General features: G+C 56.6%; 10 protein-coding genes. 2 read left to right on the top strand and 8 right to left on the bottom strand.

Annotated features, from left to right (window positions below; genetic code table 11):
• Nucleotide 1: 1 nt before the first annotated feature.
• The 4 genes from nrdD to SK62_RS18515 all read right to left on the bottom strand — a co-directional run bounded on the left by nrdD (nt 2) and on the right by SK62_RS18515 (nt 7088).
• Nucleotides 2-2140 (bottom strand): anaerobic ribonucleoside-triphosphate reductase, encoded by a 2139-nt coding sequence (gene nrdD, locus SK62_RS18530; RefSeq protein ID WP_015572514.1) that lies wholly within the window; start codon nt 2138-2140, stop codon nt 2-4.
• Nucleotides 2141-2508: 368 nt separating this feature from the next.
• The gene (locus tag SK62_RS18525; RefSeq protein ID WP_047718312.1) at nt 2509-3081 is read right to left on the bottom strand and encodes a PTS sugar transporter subunit IIA; all 573 of its coding nucleotides are present in this window, start codon (nt 3079-3081) and stop codon (nt 2509-2511) included.
• 1 nt (nt 3082) lies between these two features.
• The gene (locus SK62_RS18520) at nt 3083-5680 is read right to left on the bottom strand and encodes a glycoside hydrolase family 38 N-terminal domain-containing protein (protein ID WP_023295818.1); all 2598 of its coding nucleotides are present in this window, start codon (nt 5678-5680) and stop codon (nt 3083-3085) included.
• 10 nt (nt 5681-5690) lie between these two features.
• Nucleotides 5691-7088: a PTS fructose transporter subunit IIC gene (locus SK62_RS18515; RefSeq protein WP_071842881.1), complete on the bottom strand. Its 1398-nt coding sequence runs from the start codon at nt 7086-7088 to the stop codon at nt 5691-5693.
• Between the two features lie 179 nt (nt 7089-7267).
• Between SK62_RS18515 and SK62_RS18510 the strand changes: the two genes are divergently transcribed.
• On the top strand, nt 7268-7927 hold the full coding sequence (locus SK62_RS18510) for a MurR/RpiR family transcriptional regulator (RefSeq protein WP_015572516.1): 660 nt from the start codon (nt 7268-7270) through the stop codon (nt 7925-7927).
• A gap of 8 nt (nt 7928-7935) precedes the next feature.
• On the opposite strand, the gene SK62_RS18505 is transcribed toward SK62_RS18510, so the two are convergent.
• The 4 genes from SK62_RS18505 to treR form a co-directional block, all read right to left on the bottom strand.
• Nucleotides 7936-8682 (bottom strand): oligogalacturonate-specific porin KdgM family protein, encoded by a 747-nt coding sequence (locus SK62_RS18505; protein ID WP_017694639.1) that lies wholly within the window; start codon nt 8680-8682, stop codon nt 7936-7938.
• A 134-nt stretch (nt 8683-8816) separates the two neighbouring features.
• Nucleotides 8817-10472 carry an alpha,alpha-phosphotrehalase gene (treC, locus tag SK62_RS18500; RefSeq protein WP_047718314.1) on the bottom strand — a complete coding sequence of 552 codons (1656 nt, stop codon included), beginning with the start codon at nt 10470-10472 and terminating at the stop codon, nt 8817-8819.
• 51 nt (nt 10473-10523) lie between these two features.
• Nucleotides 10524-11942, bottom strand: a complete 1419-nt coding sequence (gene treB / locus SK62_RS18495; protein ID WP_020480548.1) for a PTS trehalose transporter subunit IIBC — start codon at nt 11940-11942, stop codon at nt 10524-10526.
• A gap of 127 nt (nt 11943-12069) precedes the next feature.
• Nucleotides 12070-13017, bottom strand: a complete 948-nt coding sequence (gene treR / locus SK62_RS18490; protein ID WP_017383908.1) for a trehalose operon repressor TreR — start codon at nt 13015-13017, stop codon at nt 12070-12072.
• Between the two features lie 386 nt (nt 13018-13403).
• Here treR and mgtA point away from each other — a divergent pair, with 386 nt between their 5' ends.
• Nucleotides 13404-16112, top strand: a complete 2709-nt coding sequence (gene mgtA, locus SK62_RS18485) for a magnesium-translocating P-type ATPase (RefSeq protein ID WP_047718316.1) — start codon at nt 13404-13406, stop codon at nt 16110-16112.
• Nucleotides 16113-16158: the final 46 nt, after the last annotated feature.

Raw genomic sequence — 16158 nt, 5'->3', positions numbered from 1 at the left:
ATTACCCGATCTGCCCATTCCCCAGATGTTTCACCCTGCGCTTCACCTCTTCCTGCTTACCGGCGTTAAACGGACGGGCATCCGGGCTGCCGAGGTAGCCGCACACGCGGCGGGTCACGGAGACGCGGGCTGCGTCGTGGTTACCGCATTTCGGGCAGGTGAAGCCTTTGCTGGTGCATTCGAACTCACCGGTAAAGCCGCACTCGTAGCACTCGTCAATTGGCGTGTTGGTTCCGTAGTACGGCACGTGCTGATAGCTGTAATCCCACACGTCTTCCAGCGCCTTCAGGTTGTGCTGAATGTTCGGGTACTCGCCGTAGCAGATAAAACCGCCGTTCGCAATGGGCGGATAGGCCGCTTCAAAGTCGATCTTGTCGTACGGGTTCACCTTCTTCTCCACATCGAGGTGGAAGCTGTTGGTGTAGTAACCTTTGTCGGTCACGCCTTCCACGATGCCGAACTCGGCGGTGTCCAGACGGCAGAAGCGATCGCAGAGGTTTTCGCTCGGCGTGCTGTACAGGCTGAAACCGTAGCCAGTTTCCTCTTTCCACTGGTCTACCGCATCGCGCAGGCGCTGCACAATCGCGATACCTTTCTCACGCAGGGCGTCGTTGTCATAGATGTGCTTGTCGCCAAACAGCGCGTTAATCGTTTCGTGAATGCCGATATAGCCAAGAGAGATCGATGCGCGACCGTTTTTGAAGATCTCCGACACATCATCGTCCGCCTTCAGGCGCACGCCGCAGGCTCCTTCCATATAGAGAATTGGCGCGACGCGGGCTTTCACCCCTTCAAGACGGGCGATGCGGGTCATAAGCGCCTTACGTGCCAGCTGTAAACGTTCATCCAGCAGCGTCCAGAAGGCCGCTTCATTCCCTTTAGCTTCCAGCGCGATGCGCGGCAGGTTCAGGCTGATGACGCCCAGGTTGTTGCGCCCGTCGTGGATCTGCTCGCCGTTCTCATCTTCGTACACGCCGAGGAAGCTGCGGCAGCCCATTGGCGTTTTAAACGAACCGGTGACTTTCACCACCTGGTCGTAGTTGAGGATGTCCGGGTACATACGCTTGCTCGCGCACTCCAGCGCCAGCTGCTTGATGTCATAGTTCGGATCGCCAAACTTGTGGTTCAGGCCGTCACGAATGGCGAACACCAGTTTCGGGAACACCGCCGTTTTACGGTTTTTACCGAGGCCGGAGATGCGGTTGCGCAGAATAGACTGCTGGATCAGGCGTGATTCCCAGCTGGTGCCGAGGCCAAACCCGAAGGTCACAAACGGCGTCTGGCCGTTGGCGGTGTGCAGCGTGTTTACCTCATATTCCAGCGACTGGAACGCGTCGTAGCACTCTTTCTCGGTGCGGGAACGGGCGTAACCGTCGGCATCCGGGATCTGCCACTCTTCCGCCGTTTTACGGTGTTTGTTGAAGCTCTCGGCCACGAACGGGGCCAGTACTTCATCGATGCGGTTAATGGTGGTGCCGCCATAGATGTGGCTCGCCACCTGGGCGATGATCTGCGCCGTGACCGCCGTCGCGGTGGAGATGGATTTCGGCGGCTCAATCTCGGCGTTACCCATTTTAAAACCGTGGGTCAGCATGCCTTTCAGGTCGATCAGCATGCAGTTAAACATCGGGAAGAACGGCGAGTAGTCGAGATCGTGATAGTGGATCTCACCGCGCTCGTGCGCAGACACCACGTCGCGCGGCAGCAGGTGCTGGCGGGCATAGTGCTTGGCGACGATACCGGCCAGCAGGTCGCGCTGGGTTGGGATCACTTTGCTGTCTTTGTTGGCATTTTCATTGAGCAGCGACGAGTTGGTTTGCTCTACCAGGCCGCGGATCTCCTGGTTCAGGCGACCGCGTTTCTCACGCTGGACGTCACGGTCGTGACGATACTCAATGTAGGCGCGCGCCAGCTGCTTGTACGGACCAGACATCAGCTGGTTTTCAACCGCGGTCTGGATCTCGTTGATATCCACCTGGCTGCGTTCATGCATCTGGCTGCTAACGACTTCTGCGACGGTGGCGCAGTAATCTGCGTCATCGACTCCCGCTGCTTTAGCTGCACGCAGAATGGCTTCTTTGATGCGCTCTGATTTAAACGGCACTTTACAGCCATCACGTTTCATCACATGCGGTGTCATGATCACTCCATTTTAAAAACAGGTTATCCACAAAGGTGGAGAAGTATTCACCGGACGTATTCCTCGCCGCGGCAAAGACTTCCCGCGTGCCCAGCTCGTGTTATCCACAATTCCGGCCAGCGTTCGCGCCGTCTTGTTGTTGGAATAGTAGACGATAAATACAAGATGTTGGGTCGGCGTGCATTTTAAGTGCTACATATAGTGATTTGCATCAAACAAGTTTGCGATTTTTTTGATGCAGAACAAAGTAAAAAGACGAGAGTACAAACGGCGGGCGCTGTGGCAATTGTAAAGACTCGAAGGAAAAATCTGATTAATTATTCAACAAAAACAAGCGCTCAGCAGAGCCTGTGCTGAGCGCTGCTCGATTAACTCACCCCGCAGACCCAGCTCAACCCTGCCTGCAAAAAGGCTACGGTAACGATGCAGCCCAGTACCAACAGGATGAGAAGAGAGCTTTCGGGGGCATCGTCCTGTTCTTGAGAACCTTCATTACTCAGCGCAGACATCGCCTCTTCCCGCGTACGCGCCGCCAGCAATTGCTCACGCACCCGCTCATCCGTGAGTCTGCTGGTCAGCGTCGTCAGCAGGTGCATATGCGTACTGCCTGCTTCCGCTGGCGGAATGGCGAGCAGGAAAACCATCCTCACCTCTTCATCACCCTCCAGCCCCGGCCAGCATATCGGATCGTCAAAGAGCGCCAGACAAAATGCCGCCTGTTGCACCGCCTCGGTTTTACCGTGCGGGACGGCGAGCGCTTCACCCAGCGCGGTAGGGCCTTCACTTTCGCGTTGTAAAACGCTTTCGATAAATGCCTCTCGATCGTTGATGACATTCCGCCTGGCGAGCGGCTCGGTGAGCCAACGGATCACTGCTTCCGGCGTACGTTGGGGCGGGTTGATAAACACCAGATCGGGATGCGTCAATGCCAGCAAGTTCATATTAAGCCTCAATCAAAAAATCGCAGGTTGCGGAGGGGAGGATCGCCGTTACCGGTTGCATCGGCTCTTCCAGATAGTTGATCTGCCGTAACACTGCCAGACTTTCCGGGACGGGAGCCGGTTGTGTCCCGGCGTTAAATACGCGTAAGACGGTGCCATGCAGCAGCTGCGCATGGGGCAGAGCGGAAAGGATGAGCGGCTCCGGCACGGTCAGTAGCGAGAACTCTGCCGGAAGCCTGCGCTCGGGCAGACGCAACGAAAAGCGCTCAAGACGGTGATCGAGCGTGTGTAGCGTTTGCCGTTGGTAGGTGAAGGGCTGTCCAGCCGCCTGATTTTCCAGCTGGCGCAGCGTGAGGTGGTCGGCGTTGTCGGCCAGCGCGACGGTGAATGAAAAGCGCAACGGTTTCAGCAACTGGGCATCAGGAGTCTCAACCACCGTATTATTGATGCCGGAGGCCCGACCCGGTCGCCATTCGAGATCGCTGCGTCCGAGCACGCCCGTCGATTTAAACATCGTCAGGGCAATAGCAGCGGGTTCGCTGCCGATAATCTGAAATTCTTTCATGCCACGGCTAGTCACAACCAGCGCTTTACCCGGTTCCGTGACAGCGATAATGCCCTCGCTGGTTTCGATATCCACGGGCTTCTCGCGATAGCGTTCTTGCCAGTGTTCACCGTCATATCCCGTTTCGCGCTGGATGATTGCGAAGGGCTGTGAGGCGATAGCGTGACGGGTGTGAACATCGCTGCCGATCAGTAAACGTAGCCGGTGATCGCAGTGGCTGTTTTCCAGCGAAGCCTCGACATACAGATTCGGATCGTCGTGGCGTAATTCGCAGACCAGACGAATGGATAACGGCGTTCGGGCCGTATCCTGACGGCTGGCGAGATCCTGCGGAAGACGCATTGTGGCCTCGACGGTCAGCTTTTCGACAAGCGGCGTTTTTACGCCGTCGACGAGCGTAAAATGCGAACAGCGCGTCGGCGCGTCGCCCGCAAGCGGTGAGAAATCGTAGCTGTCGCCCGCGTCCGCGCAGTCTTCAAAGGTAAAGAAAGAGGGGATACGTCTGCCGCTGCGTTTGTCATGCAGGGTAAGCGTTCCGGCATCCAGCGACAGTCGATAATGCGCATTCTCAATCTCGCTGCCCTTTATCTTTTCAGACGCCAGGAAAGGCGCAGGGTCTTCTTCAACGTTAACGGTGAGATAGCCGATCGGCGGCAGAACCGGTGTCTTTACCGCAACGTGCCAGCGGTAATAAGGGAGAAGGGGCGTCTCGCACTCGCCCTCGGCGGTAAGGGAGATCGCCGTTCCGCCGGGCAGAATGTCTCTTTCCAGGACGTCGAAAGGGATGGGCTGCCCCTGATGCGTCAGGGCGATATTATCCGCCCGGCTATACAGTGTGGCTATCACCACGCGCTGCGTTGGGGTAGCCAGCGAGTTAAAAATCAGCAGGTCGCCATCCTGAACGCAGGCGGCGGCCAGGGTTTTCACCACCAGATTCCACAGGCTATGGCACAGCTGTTCGGTTTGTTCCATACGATGCAGAATGTCGCGGTTGGTGGCATCGCTATTACAGCCGCCAATGGAATCGTGGGCATGGTTTCGCAACAGCTTTTTCCAGAGGGTGTCGACTACCGCGAGGTTGACCGGAATCCCCTGGTGACGCGCCATTGCGATTGTCGGCTCCAGCTGTCGCAGGATGAACTGTTCAACCTCATCGTTTTTCTTTTTGATGTCGTAGCGCACGGAGCCGATCGTTTTATGGATGCGGGTGTAGCGCGGCGATTTCAGCTCTCCTTCCAGGAGCTCAAACTGTTCACGCTGCGCGCGAAGGGTTTCTACATAACGCTCCAGAGAGCTGATGAAGTAACGGTCCTGATCCGGGGACTGTGCGCTGGCGACCTCCAGGATTTTCGGTAGCGCCGGGTCGATGCTGACCTGATCGCCGCCGCAGGGCAGGAGCAGGTCGTTTAGACCGGCCCGTGAACGCAAAAGTGTGGTCATCGGGTAGATTTTTCCCCGGAGATGGGAGGCTTCCGAACGCATGTTTTTAGCCGCGCCATAACCGAGCGCCATCGCACAGGCGATGACGGTCGCACCTGAGGGTGCGCGCCAGAGGAACTGGCTGCTTTTGGCGTGCCTGTCGTGATCGATACCGCGCCAGAATACGATATTGTCGATATTGCAGCCCTGCAAGATCGTGGGCATTTGCGCATTGTGGCCAAAGGTATCCGGAAGATACCCAACCTGCATCGCATGCCCCAGCGTCCGGGCAGAAAAAATGCCGTACTTCAGGTTGCGGATAATCGATTCGCCATGCACGTTGTAGGTGTCCGTCTGGGTATACCATGGCCCTACGAAGATCCTTTTTTCTCTGACCAGCTTTTCCAGCCTGGCGCGATAATCAGGATTGATGGCGAGAAAGTCCTCCACTACCGCCATCTGTCCGTCAAGGTGATAGCAGGTGTAAGCGGAGTCCTGCTCCAGCGTGTTGATGACGTCCGCAAAATTATATGACGCCAGCACCATGCTGTCCTGACGGGTGAAATACCACTCCTGATCCCAGTGCGTATGGGCAATGACGTGGATCTGATTCATGACGTTCCCCTTATCTGGCGTTCTTTGGGCTGACATAGAGCACGCCCAGGGCGCAAATCAGTGCGCCAATAAAGACGCTCGCCAGGTAGCCCGCCACGTTGGTTGCCAGCGGCCAGCCCCAGACGGCTGGCAGAGGCAGCGTCTGCTTCACGCCAAGGGTAATGGCGACCAGCGCGCCGGCGACGGCACCGGTCATGAACACCGGGATCAGACGTGGGTTTTTCAGGATGAACGGGATCGCGCCTTCGGAGATCCCAATCACGCCCAGCAACAACGAGGTGCTACCGACGGTTTTCTCTTCCTGGCTAAAGACATCCGGTAATCCAAAGCGGCCGTTGAGGAACGCAGCAAAGCCGACGCCAATGGAGGGGATCACGATGGAGAGTTCGCGGGCGGTTAAATCAAACGTCTCGCTCATGCCATTCAGGCCGAGCGCGACCGAGCCTGCCGCCTTGTTGACCGGACCGCCCAGGTCGAACGCGGTGCCCGCGGCAATCATCGCGGAATAGAACCCGCGCCCGGTGTCACCTGCCGAGGTAAAAAAGACCACCATCAGCTGGTTAAGCGAGCCAAAAATCGGGTTAATCAAATATTCCATGACCATCACCAGCGTAATGCCGGTGATCAGCGGGACGAGCAGCATGGTTTTAATTGTGGTGAGCTGCTGGCGGACGTGAATCGAATCATTGAGCCAGCGCACCAGATAGCCCACAAAAAAGCCGATACCAATGGCGCCGAAAAAGCCGGATGGCATAAAGCCTTCGATATCAAAGAAGCGCTTATAGACTTCGTCTGACATGATGCCGCCAATAAGACCGGGGATGAGTGCCGGTTTACCGGCAATGGAAAACGCCAGATACATCGCAAAAACGGGATACATGAACTTAATGGTCATAAAGCCCACTTTATCCAGCACGCTGAACGGCGAATGTTCGATGTTAATAAACTGCCCGGTTATTTTGGCCGTCGCCATCATCAGCCCGCCCATCACCACCACCGGCAGCATATAGCTGATGGCCGCCATAATATGGCCAATAAAAATCTGGTAAGCCGAACGCTGAAGATCGTCTTCTTGTGCGACAGTGGTGACGTTTTTTTCCTTTGCCAGCGCCTGACGCAGATAGCGATCGGTATGTTTGATCAGCTCTTGTGTGCGGGTTTGAAGGTGAGGAATGTTTTCAAAACGCTCGGCATCCTGAATGGGAACGTCGGTTGCCAGAATAATGGCCGTGGCGGAGGCGATATCCTGTTTTGTTAAGCGGTTTTTAACGCCGTCGCTGCCCTGCGTTTCGACCTTTACCTCAATATTGTGCTCGTTAGCCCATGCAATAATTTTATTCGCCGCCATAAAGGTGTGTGCGATACCTGTCGGGCAGGCCGTTACCGCGACAACTTTTTGTTTCGTCATTGTCATAATTCCCTGGATGTGAAAACAGGGGAAGTATAAAGAGAACCTAAAACAGTTTTTAATGTTTGCTAATACTAATTACGTATGGTGATACGCGTAAATGCAATGTGTGAAGCGCCTTCCAGAGACTATTTCTCTGTTGTGTTAATATCATCTCGGGATTAAACGGGGCGTAATAGATGAATTCATTCCAGGGAAGTGAACGTTTGATATTTGAATACATTCAGCATCATGCGTGTAATATTTCTAATATATCGGCAAAAGAGATTGCCCGTGATACCTTTACCACGACAACATCCGTTAATCGTGTATGTAAAAAAATGGGCTATAAAAGCTATACCGAGCTTCGGTACCGTTTTTTACGCGACCATTTTACACCTGCACCTGCTACACCCGACGTGGGGCCGCAGCCGGATGATATTGTGACAGACGTGTCCAGGTTGCTTACGCATTCCAGCCATATCTATCTTTACGCACGGGGAGCCTCGCTCACCAGCCTCAACTACCTGTCGCGCTTTTTGTCGCTGGCGAGCCTGCCGCACCTTATTTTGAATGACATGCACCAGTTGACACGCGTATCGAAGGGGACGCTGGTGTTGATCAGTAAATCCGGGGAGACGCAGTCGCTGATTGAAATGGCGCGTAACGCGCTGCGCAAAGGGTTGAAGATTATTGCGATTACCCGTCAGGGGTCGACACTGGCGTCGATCTCAACGCTATGCTGGCCGTTACCAATCGACATTAACGCGGTTTCGCTGTATCAGCGGGAAGGGCAGCTTGAACTGTTAAGCGCCGTGGACCGTATCGGCTGTAGGCTGCTACAGCACGATACGGTGTAGTCAGGCCGTCAGAGCTGCTTCACTATTCCCAGACGTACGGCATAATCATTTTCATGGTTGCCGTCATTATTGATGTACGTTTTATCCAGTGAAACCAGTTCGACGTATGGCGTCCAGCCATCGTCGAGCTTGTAGTTGAACGCGACGGTATGCTCCCAGTAGGTGTCATCCCCGGTTCCCTGATCGACGTTATCCTGCCAGCGGAAGCGCGGGTTATAGGACATACCGAATTTGCCGATGTTATACGCGAACCAAATGTCGAACTGGTGTGACTGGCGGCGAGTATAACCGCTGCCGTCGAGTTCTTTATCGCTGTGCGCGTCATTGACGGTGTTATAGCGGTAACGGGCGGAGAGATTCAGACCGTTATCGAAGGCTTTCCAGCCCTGAATGAAGGGGCGGTAATGCGTATTGCTGGCGGTGAAAACCGTCACCATGCCAGGCGCAACGGCGAAACCATTTCCCAGATCAAAACGCCAGCGCGTTTCGATTTCCTGTGCCGCTTCCGTTAACCCCTTGTCGTCGGGATTATATCTGTCGGTATCACCAAAAAACGTATCATTATGGTTTTGTGCGGCTTCAACGGAGAAGTAAAAACCGTTATTCGCCTGATGCATGACCTTAATGCGTGAATCATTTACGTCTGAGCGCGTATTATGACCAAAGCGAAGGTCGACGGACGTATTCCCGCACCATCCCTGTGTGCTCAATAATAATGCGCTAATACACGTTGCTTTAATAATTATCTTTTTCATAATATCCTGCCGAGGTTATTTAATTGGCAGGCTATTTTTATTTTGAGTGCGCCATATTGTAAAAGTTATCGTCGTACATTTAGCGTATCGCTAAACATAAAAAAAGAGATACAGCATGCTGTATCTCCTGAGGTTTATTCCTGCACCCACCAGATAGCTTCAAACGGGCGCAATAGCAACGTATCGGGTCGGAAGGGAACCTCTTCATAGTTGCTGAGTGCCACCCGCCATGCTCCCTCTACGGGGACGGGCTGCCACTGCTGGCGCGCGTGGCTCAGGTTAGCCACCACCATCAGCGTTTGTCCCTGCCACTGGCGGCGGTAGCACCACAGGGAAGGGTGGTCAGGCAGGAGATCCTCATAATCCCCCCACGTCAGTACCGACAGGGTTTTGCGCAGGCGAATCAGCGACTGATAGGTGTAAAACACCGAATTGGGGTCGTCCAGCGCCGCGCGGGCGTTCAAGGTTTCGTAGTTGTCGCAGACGCCAATCCACGGCTCGGCCTCGGTAAAGCCCGCATTATGCGAGGCGTCCCACTGCATCGGCGTGCGGCCATTATCGCGTGACTTACTCGCCAGAATCGCCAGTAGTTCATCCGTATCGCGACCGTTAGCCCGCTGTTCGGCGAACATGTTCAGGCTTTCCACGTCGCGGTAGTCGGTGATACGGCTGAAATGCGGGTTGGTCATACCCAGCTCTTCACCCTGGTAGATATACGGCGTGCCCTGCATCCCGTGCAGCACCATGCCGAGCATTTTCGCCGCCGCCACGCGGTGTTCCCCTTCGTCACCAAAGCGCGACACGATGCGCGGCTGGTCATGGTTACACCAGAACAGCGCGTTCCAGGCTTTGTTGTGCATCCCCTGCTGCCAGTGGCGGAAAAGGGTTTTTAGCGCCACGAAGTCCGGCTTCGCCTTCGTCCATTTTTCGCCGCCGGGGTAGTCTACCTTGAGGTGGTGGAAGTTAAAGGTCATCGACAGCTCGCGGCCGTCAAGAGACGCGTACTGTTGGCAGTTCTCCAGCGAGGTGGAGGACATCTCGCCCACCGTCATCAGATTACGCGGCGTAAAGACGTCGCGGCTCATCTCCTGGAGATATTCGTGGATGCGCGGCCCGTCAGTGTAGAAGCGGCGACCGTCGCCGAGGGTATCGTCCGGGAAATCCTGATCTTTTGAAATCAGGTTAATCACGTCCAGACGCAAGCCGTCCACGCCGCGATCGGCCCAGAACTCGCACACTTTTTTCAGCTCGGCGCGCACCGCCGGGTTTTCCCAGTTGAGATCCGCCTGCTCCGGTGCGAACAGGTGCAGATAATACTGCTCGCTTTCGGCGTGCCAGCGCCAGGCGTTGCCGCCAAATTTGGAGCGCCAGTTGTTGGGAAGCGTATCCGGCGTACCGTCGCGCCAGATATAGAACTGGCGGTACGGACTCGCTTTATCCAGCGACTCACGGAACCAGGCGTGCTGCGTGGACGTGTGGTTAAAGACCATATCCAGCACGATGCGGATGCCGCGTTCATGCGCCCGGGCAACCAGCTCGTCAAAGTCGTCCAGCGTGCCGTAGGTCGGATCGATGGCAGTGTAGTTCGCCACGTCGTAACCGTTATCCACCTGCGGGGAGATATAAAACGGCGTCAGCCAGATGGCGTCAATGCCGAGGGTTTTCAGGTAGTCCAGGCGCTGCGTCACGCCGCGCAGATCGCCCGTGCCGCTGCCGGTGGTGTCCTGGAAACTCTTTGGGTAAATCTGATAGATGACGCCGTTCTGCCACCAGTGAGGAAGGGTATTCATAGTACGTTCCTGCAAATGCGAAGGGGCGCAACTGCGCCCCGAAAGAGAGAATTAAACAATCTGCAACGTGCCCTGACGGAACTTACGCTGGTAAACCACAGTAGTCAGCGCCATTGGGATGATAATCGCCACCGCCATCGCCAGCGCAAATACCTGCCAGAACGCGGGCTGAATGGAGAGGATACCCGGCAGGCCGCCGACGCCAATCCCGTTCGCCATCACGCTGTTCAGGCCGCACAGCAAGCCCGCCAGACCGGAGCCGATCATCGCGCAGAGCATCGGGAAGCGGTATTTCAGGTTGATACCGTACATCGCCGGTTCAGTGACGCCGAGGTAAGCGGAGATGGCAGCCGGAACGGAGATCTCTCGCTCGTTGTGCTTACGGCTGACGATGATGATGCCGGTTACCGCCGAGGCCTGCGCAATGTTAGACAGGGCGATGATCGGCCAGACAGGCGTACCGCCGAGGCTCTGGATCATCTGCATATCAATCGCCAGCGTGGTCTGGTGCACGCCGGTGATCACCAGCGGAGCGTAGAGGAAGCCAAACAGCGCGGCACCGATTGGCGCGAAGCTGCCGGTCATCAGGTGACGGACCGCGAAGGCCACGCCGTCGCCAATCATGCGGCCAAACGGACCGATAAAGGCGTGCGCCAGGAACACTGCCAGGATCAGCGAGCAGACCGGGACCACCACCAGATAGAGGTAATCCGGCACGATGCGCTTCAGGCGCGTCTCAATAAAGCCCAGCGCCAGGCCCGCCAGCAATGCCGGGATCACCTGCGCCTGATAGCCGACTTTGGCGATGGTAAACAGGCCAAAGTTCCACACCTCTGGCGTTTGCTGACCAAGTAAGTAAGCGTTCATTAACTGCGGAGAGACCAGCGTCACGCCGAGCACGATACCGAGAATTGGCGTTCCGCCCATCTTGCGCACCGCGGACCAGCAGATCCCGACTGGCAGATAGAAGAAGATCGCTTCGCCAATCAGCCACAGGAAGTCATAGATGCTTTGCAGCGCCGGGTACATCTGCGCCAGGGTTTTGCCGTCGCTCATTGGCACATCGCCGATGACGTTACGGAAGCCCAGAATTAAGCCCCCGCTGATCAGCGCTGGCAGCAGCGGGAAGAAGATCTCCGCAAAATGGGAAATCAGCTGCTCATGCCATTTCATATTCTGGCGCGCGGCCTTCTTCGCCTGCTCTTTATCGGCGGAAGAGTGCCCGGTAGTCGCCAGCAGAGCCTGATAGTAATCGCCCACTTCGGTACCAATCACCACCTGAAACTGCCCGGCGTTGGTGAAGCAGCCTTTAACCATAGAAAGCTCTTCAATGGCCTTCGGGTTGGCTTTGGCCGGATCGTTCAGCACGAAGCGCAGGCGGGTAATGCAATGGCTGACGGTGGCGATGTTATCGCGTCCGCCGACCAGGACGATCAGCTGATCGATATCTGTTTGTTTGACTTTACTCATCATGAAACCTCATGACAGATGGTGATAGGGGTTATGACCTGTGCGCAAGCCTACTCCTTCAACGTGACGGCGAAAATGGGAACGTTCCCGAAATCGGGCGAAGATCACAATAATCTATTCAAAAGAATTATGAGAGATGGGCTGGAATAACGATCTGACGGGGCTCGGTACGCCCGGTAATCTGCTCGATCAGCTGCGCGGCAGCCTGCCGGCCAGACTCGGCGTAACCCGGATCAACGCTGATAATCTCCGGGTGTAAGAACTTCATCAGCGGCGTGCTTCCCACGCTCGCTAATTGCAGTTCCCCGATGCGCTGCTCCTGCAAATATTTGCTCGCACCCAATGCAAGGGTATCCGTGGCGCATACCAGGGCGGTGGTTTGTGACGTCAGCACGCTGGCGACCTGTTCATATCCCTGTTTCATACCCAGACCGGGCAGCGCGGCCACGGCGGGAAGATTGTGTTTTTTACAAAACGCCAGGTACGCTTCGTGGCGACGCTTGCCGGTGGTGATGTCGGCATGCGGCACGCCGAGATAGCTAATATGCCGATGGCCCTGTTCATACAGGCGCTGCATCAGGATCACGATCGCCCCTTCGTCATCGTAACAGACAGAGGCAAACCCGCTGGCGTCGCGCGCCAGCAGCACCAGTGACGGCTGCCAGGGTTTAAGCACGTCCTCTTTTAGGCCGGTAAATCCGAACAGCACCACCCCATCAATATTACGGCGCTGAAGCATGCCGAGATGCTCCTCCACCATTTGCGCGGAGAACTTGCTCTCCATCATGATCGGATCGTAGCCCTGCTCGTAGAACGCGGGCAGCATCGTCTGTACGGCGAGGTTTTCGGAGAGGGAATCCAGACGCGAGACAATAATGGCGACCACTTTATCGCTCTGCCCGCGCATGGCGCGCGCGGAGCGGGAAGGGGAAAAACCGTGCTGATTCATCACCGCCTCGACGCGCTCGCGTGTGCGCTCGCTGACACCGCTTTCGTTGTTCAGCACGCGTGAGACAGTCGATTTCCCCACGCCGCTTAAACGCGCGATATCTTTAATCGTAAGGCGGTTCTGCATGCTGTATTCCCTGTAACAACGATAAAATAATCAATTGAGCCTAATGCTATCCTGCGAATTCGCTATGGGCAAAGTCTGGTTTACGTTCGGTTTATTTGCAGGGCGTTATAATACCGCCCGATTAGTCACAAACGGTATGGATAAATCACTATACTGCGTGCCGATACCCAACTTTTTACTTACCGGAGGCCACATGGATCCCGATCCCACACCTCTCCTGACCAGGAGAAAACCTTCTTTCCGGTAAGCCAGCCTTTTGCTGTCTCACCGGCGTGAGGCAGCAACGTTCATACGTTCCTGCTTGATAAATTAAGTGCCTGACAGGTACGGCTTTGCCACGCCTGCGGGAAAACTGCGTCCGCCTTTGCGGATGCGGGGGAATGACTATGCTGAAGAATATCACCCGGCAGCTGCAAGCGCTGCTGAGCCGTCACCTGCCACATCGCCTGATTGCGCGCGATCCGCTGCCAAATGCCAACACCATGGCGGGAGCGGCAATCCCCGCTTCCCTGACCGAGCGCTGCCTGAACGTGGCGGCGATGGATGAAAACGAAGTCTGGCGCGCCTTTGGCGGCCACCCGGAAGGGCTGAACGCGCAAGAAGTGTCAAAAATCCGCGCGGAACATGGCGATAACCAGATCCCGGCGCAGAAACCCTCTCCCTGGTGGGTCCACCTGTGGCTCTGCTACCGCAATCCGTTCAACCTGCTGTTGACGGTGCTCGGGATTATCTCTTACGCCACTGAAGATCTGTTTGCCGCAGGCGTGATTGCCCTGATGGTGGGGATCTCCACGCTGCTGAACTTTATTCAGGAAGCGCGCTCCACCAAAGCGGCGGACGCCCTGAAAGCGATGGTCAGCAACACCGCCACCGTGTCGCGCGTGATTAACGACCTCGGCGAAAACGCCTGGATTGAGCTTCCCATTGACCAGCTGGTGCCGGGCGATCTGGTGAAGCTGGCGGCGGGGGACATGATCCCGGCGGATTTACGCGTCATCCAGGCGCGGGATCTGTTCGTCGCGCAGGCGTCACTCACCGGTGAATCCCTGCCCGTAGAGAAGGTAGCGCGGACCCGCGATCCGCAGCAGATGAACCCGCTGGAGTGCGACACCCTGTGCTTTATGGGCACCACGGTGGTCAGCGGCACCGCGCAGGCGATTGTCACCGCCACCGGCGGCAATACCTGGTTTGGACAGCTTGCCGGACGCGTCAGCGAGCAGGAGAGCGAGCCGAATGCGTTCCAGAAAGGTATTGGCCGCGTCAGCATGCTGCTGATCCGCTTTATGATGGTTATGACGCCGATTGTCCTGCTGATCAACGGCTACACCAAAGGCGACTGGTGGGAAGCGGCGCTGTTCGCGCTCTCCGTGGCCGTTGGCTTAACGCCGGAAATGCTGCCGATGATTGTCACGTCCACGCTGGCGCGCGGGGCGGTCAAACTCTCTAAACAAAAGGTGATCGTCAAACACCTCGACGCCATCCAGAACTTTGGCGCGATGGACATCCTTTGCACCGATAAAACCGGCACCCTGACGCAGGACAAAATCGTGCTGGAGAACCACACCGACATCGCCGGAAAAACCAGCGAGCGCGTGCTCCACAGCGCCTGGCTGAACAGCCACTATCAGACCGGGCTGAAAAATCTGCTCGACGTGGCGGTGCTGGAAGGGGTGGACGAGGAGTCTGCCCGCACGCTCTCCGGTCGCTGGCAGAAGGTGGATGAAGTCCCGTTCGACTTCGAGCGCCGCCGCATGTCGGTGGTGGTCAGCGAGCAGGCGGACGTACATCAGCTGATCTGCAAAGGGGCATTGCAGGAGATCCTGAATGTTTCCACGCAGGTGCGCCATAACGGCGAGATCGTGCCGTTGGATGAGACCATGCTGCGCCGCATCAAACGCGTCACCGATAACCTGAACCGTCAGGGGCTGCGCGTGGTGGCAGTAGCCAGCAAGTTCCTGCCTGCGCGGGAAGGTGACTACCAGCGTATCGATGAATCCGATTTGATCCTCGAAGGTTACATCGCATTCCTCGATCCGCCGAAAGAGACCACCGCGCCGGCGCTAAAAGCGCTGAAAGCGAGCGGTATCACCGTCAAAATCCTCACCGGCGACAGCGAGCTGGTGGCGGCCAAAGTGTGCCACGAAGTCGGCCTGGACGCGGGCGACGTCGTCGTGGGGAGCGACATTGAGCACCTGTCCGACGATGAGCTGGCCGAGCTTGCCCAACGCACCACGCTGTTTGCCCGCCTGACGCCGATGCATAAAGAGCGCATCGTTACCCTGCTGCGTCGTGAAGGGCACGTGGTCGGCTTTATGGGCGATGGCATCAACGACGCGCCCGCGCTGCGTGCGGCGGACATTGGTATCTCCGTGGACGGCGCGGTGGATATTGCTCGCGAGGCGGCGGATATCATCCTGCTGGAAAAGAGCCTGATGGTGCTGGAGGAGGGCGTCATCGAAGGGCGTCGCACCTTCGCCAATATGCTCAAATACATCAAAATGACCGCCAGCTCCAACTTCGGCAACGTCTTCAGCGTGCTGGTGGCGAGTGCGTTTCTGCCGTTCCTGCCGATGCTGCCGCTGCATCTGCTGATCCAGAACCTGATGTACGATGTCTCTCAGGTAGCGATCCCGTTTGATAACGTGGACGACGAGCAGATCCAGAAGCCGCAGCGCTGGAACCCCGCCGATCTGGGGCGCTTTATGCTGTTCTTTGGGCCGATCAGTTCTATCTTCGACATTCTGACCTTCTGCCTGATGTGGTTTGTTTTCCATGCCAACACCCCGGAACACCAGACGCTGTTCCAGTCCGGCTGGTTCGTGGTGGGACTGTTGTCTCAGACGCTGATTGTGCACATGATCCGCACCCGCCGCATTCCGTTTATCCAGAGCCGTGCCGCGTGGCCGCTGATTGTGATGACGGGCATTGTGATGGCGCTCGGGATCGCGCTGCCGTTCTCGCCGCTGGCAAGCTACCTGCAACTTCAGGCGCTGCCGCTGAGCTACTTCCCGTGGCTGGTGGCGATCCTCGCGGGCTACATGGTGCTGACGCAGATGGTGAAAGGGTTCTATGCGCGCCGGTATGGATGGCAGTAACGGCAAGCCCGGTGGCGCTGCGCTTACCGGGCCTACGATCCGAACG

The sequence above is a fragment of the Enterobacter sp. BIDMC109 genome (genome assembly GCF_001037885.1).
GTDB lineage: Bacteria > Pseudomonadota > Gammaproteobacteria > Enterobacterales > Enterobacteriaceae > Enterobacter > Enterobacter hormaechei_C.
The sequence above is the reverse complement of the archived record's forward strand: the minus strand, read 5'-3'. Positions and strand labels throughout refer to the sequence as shown.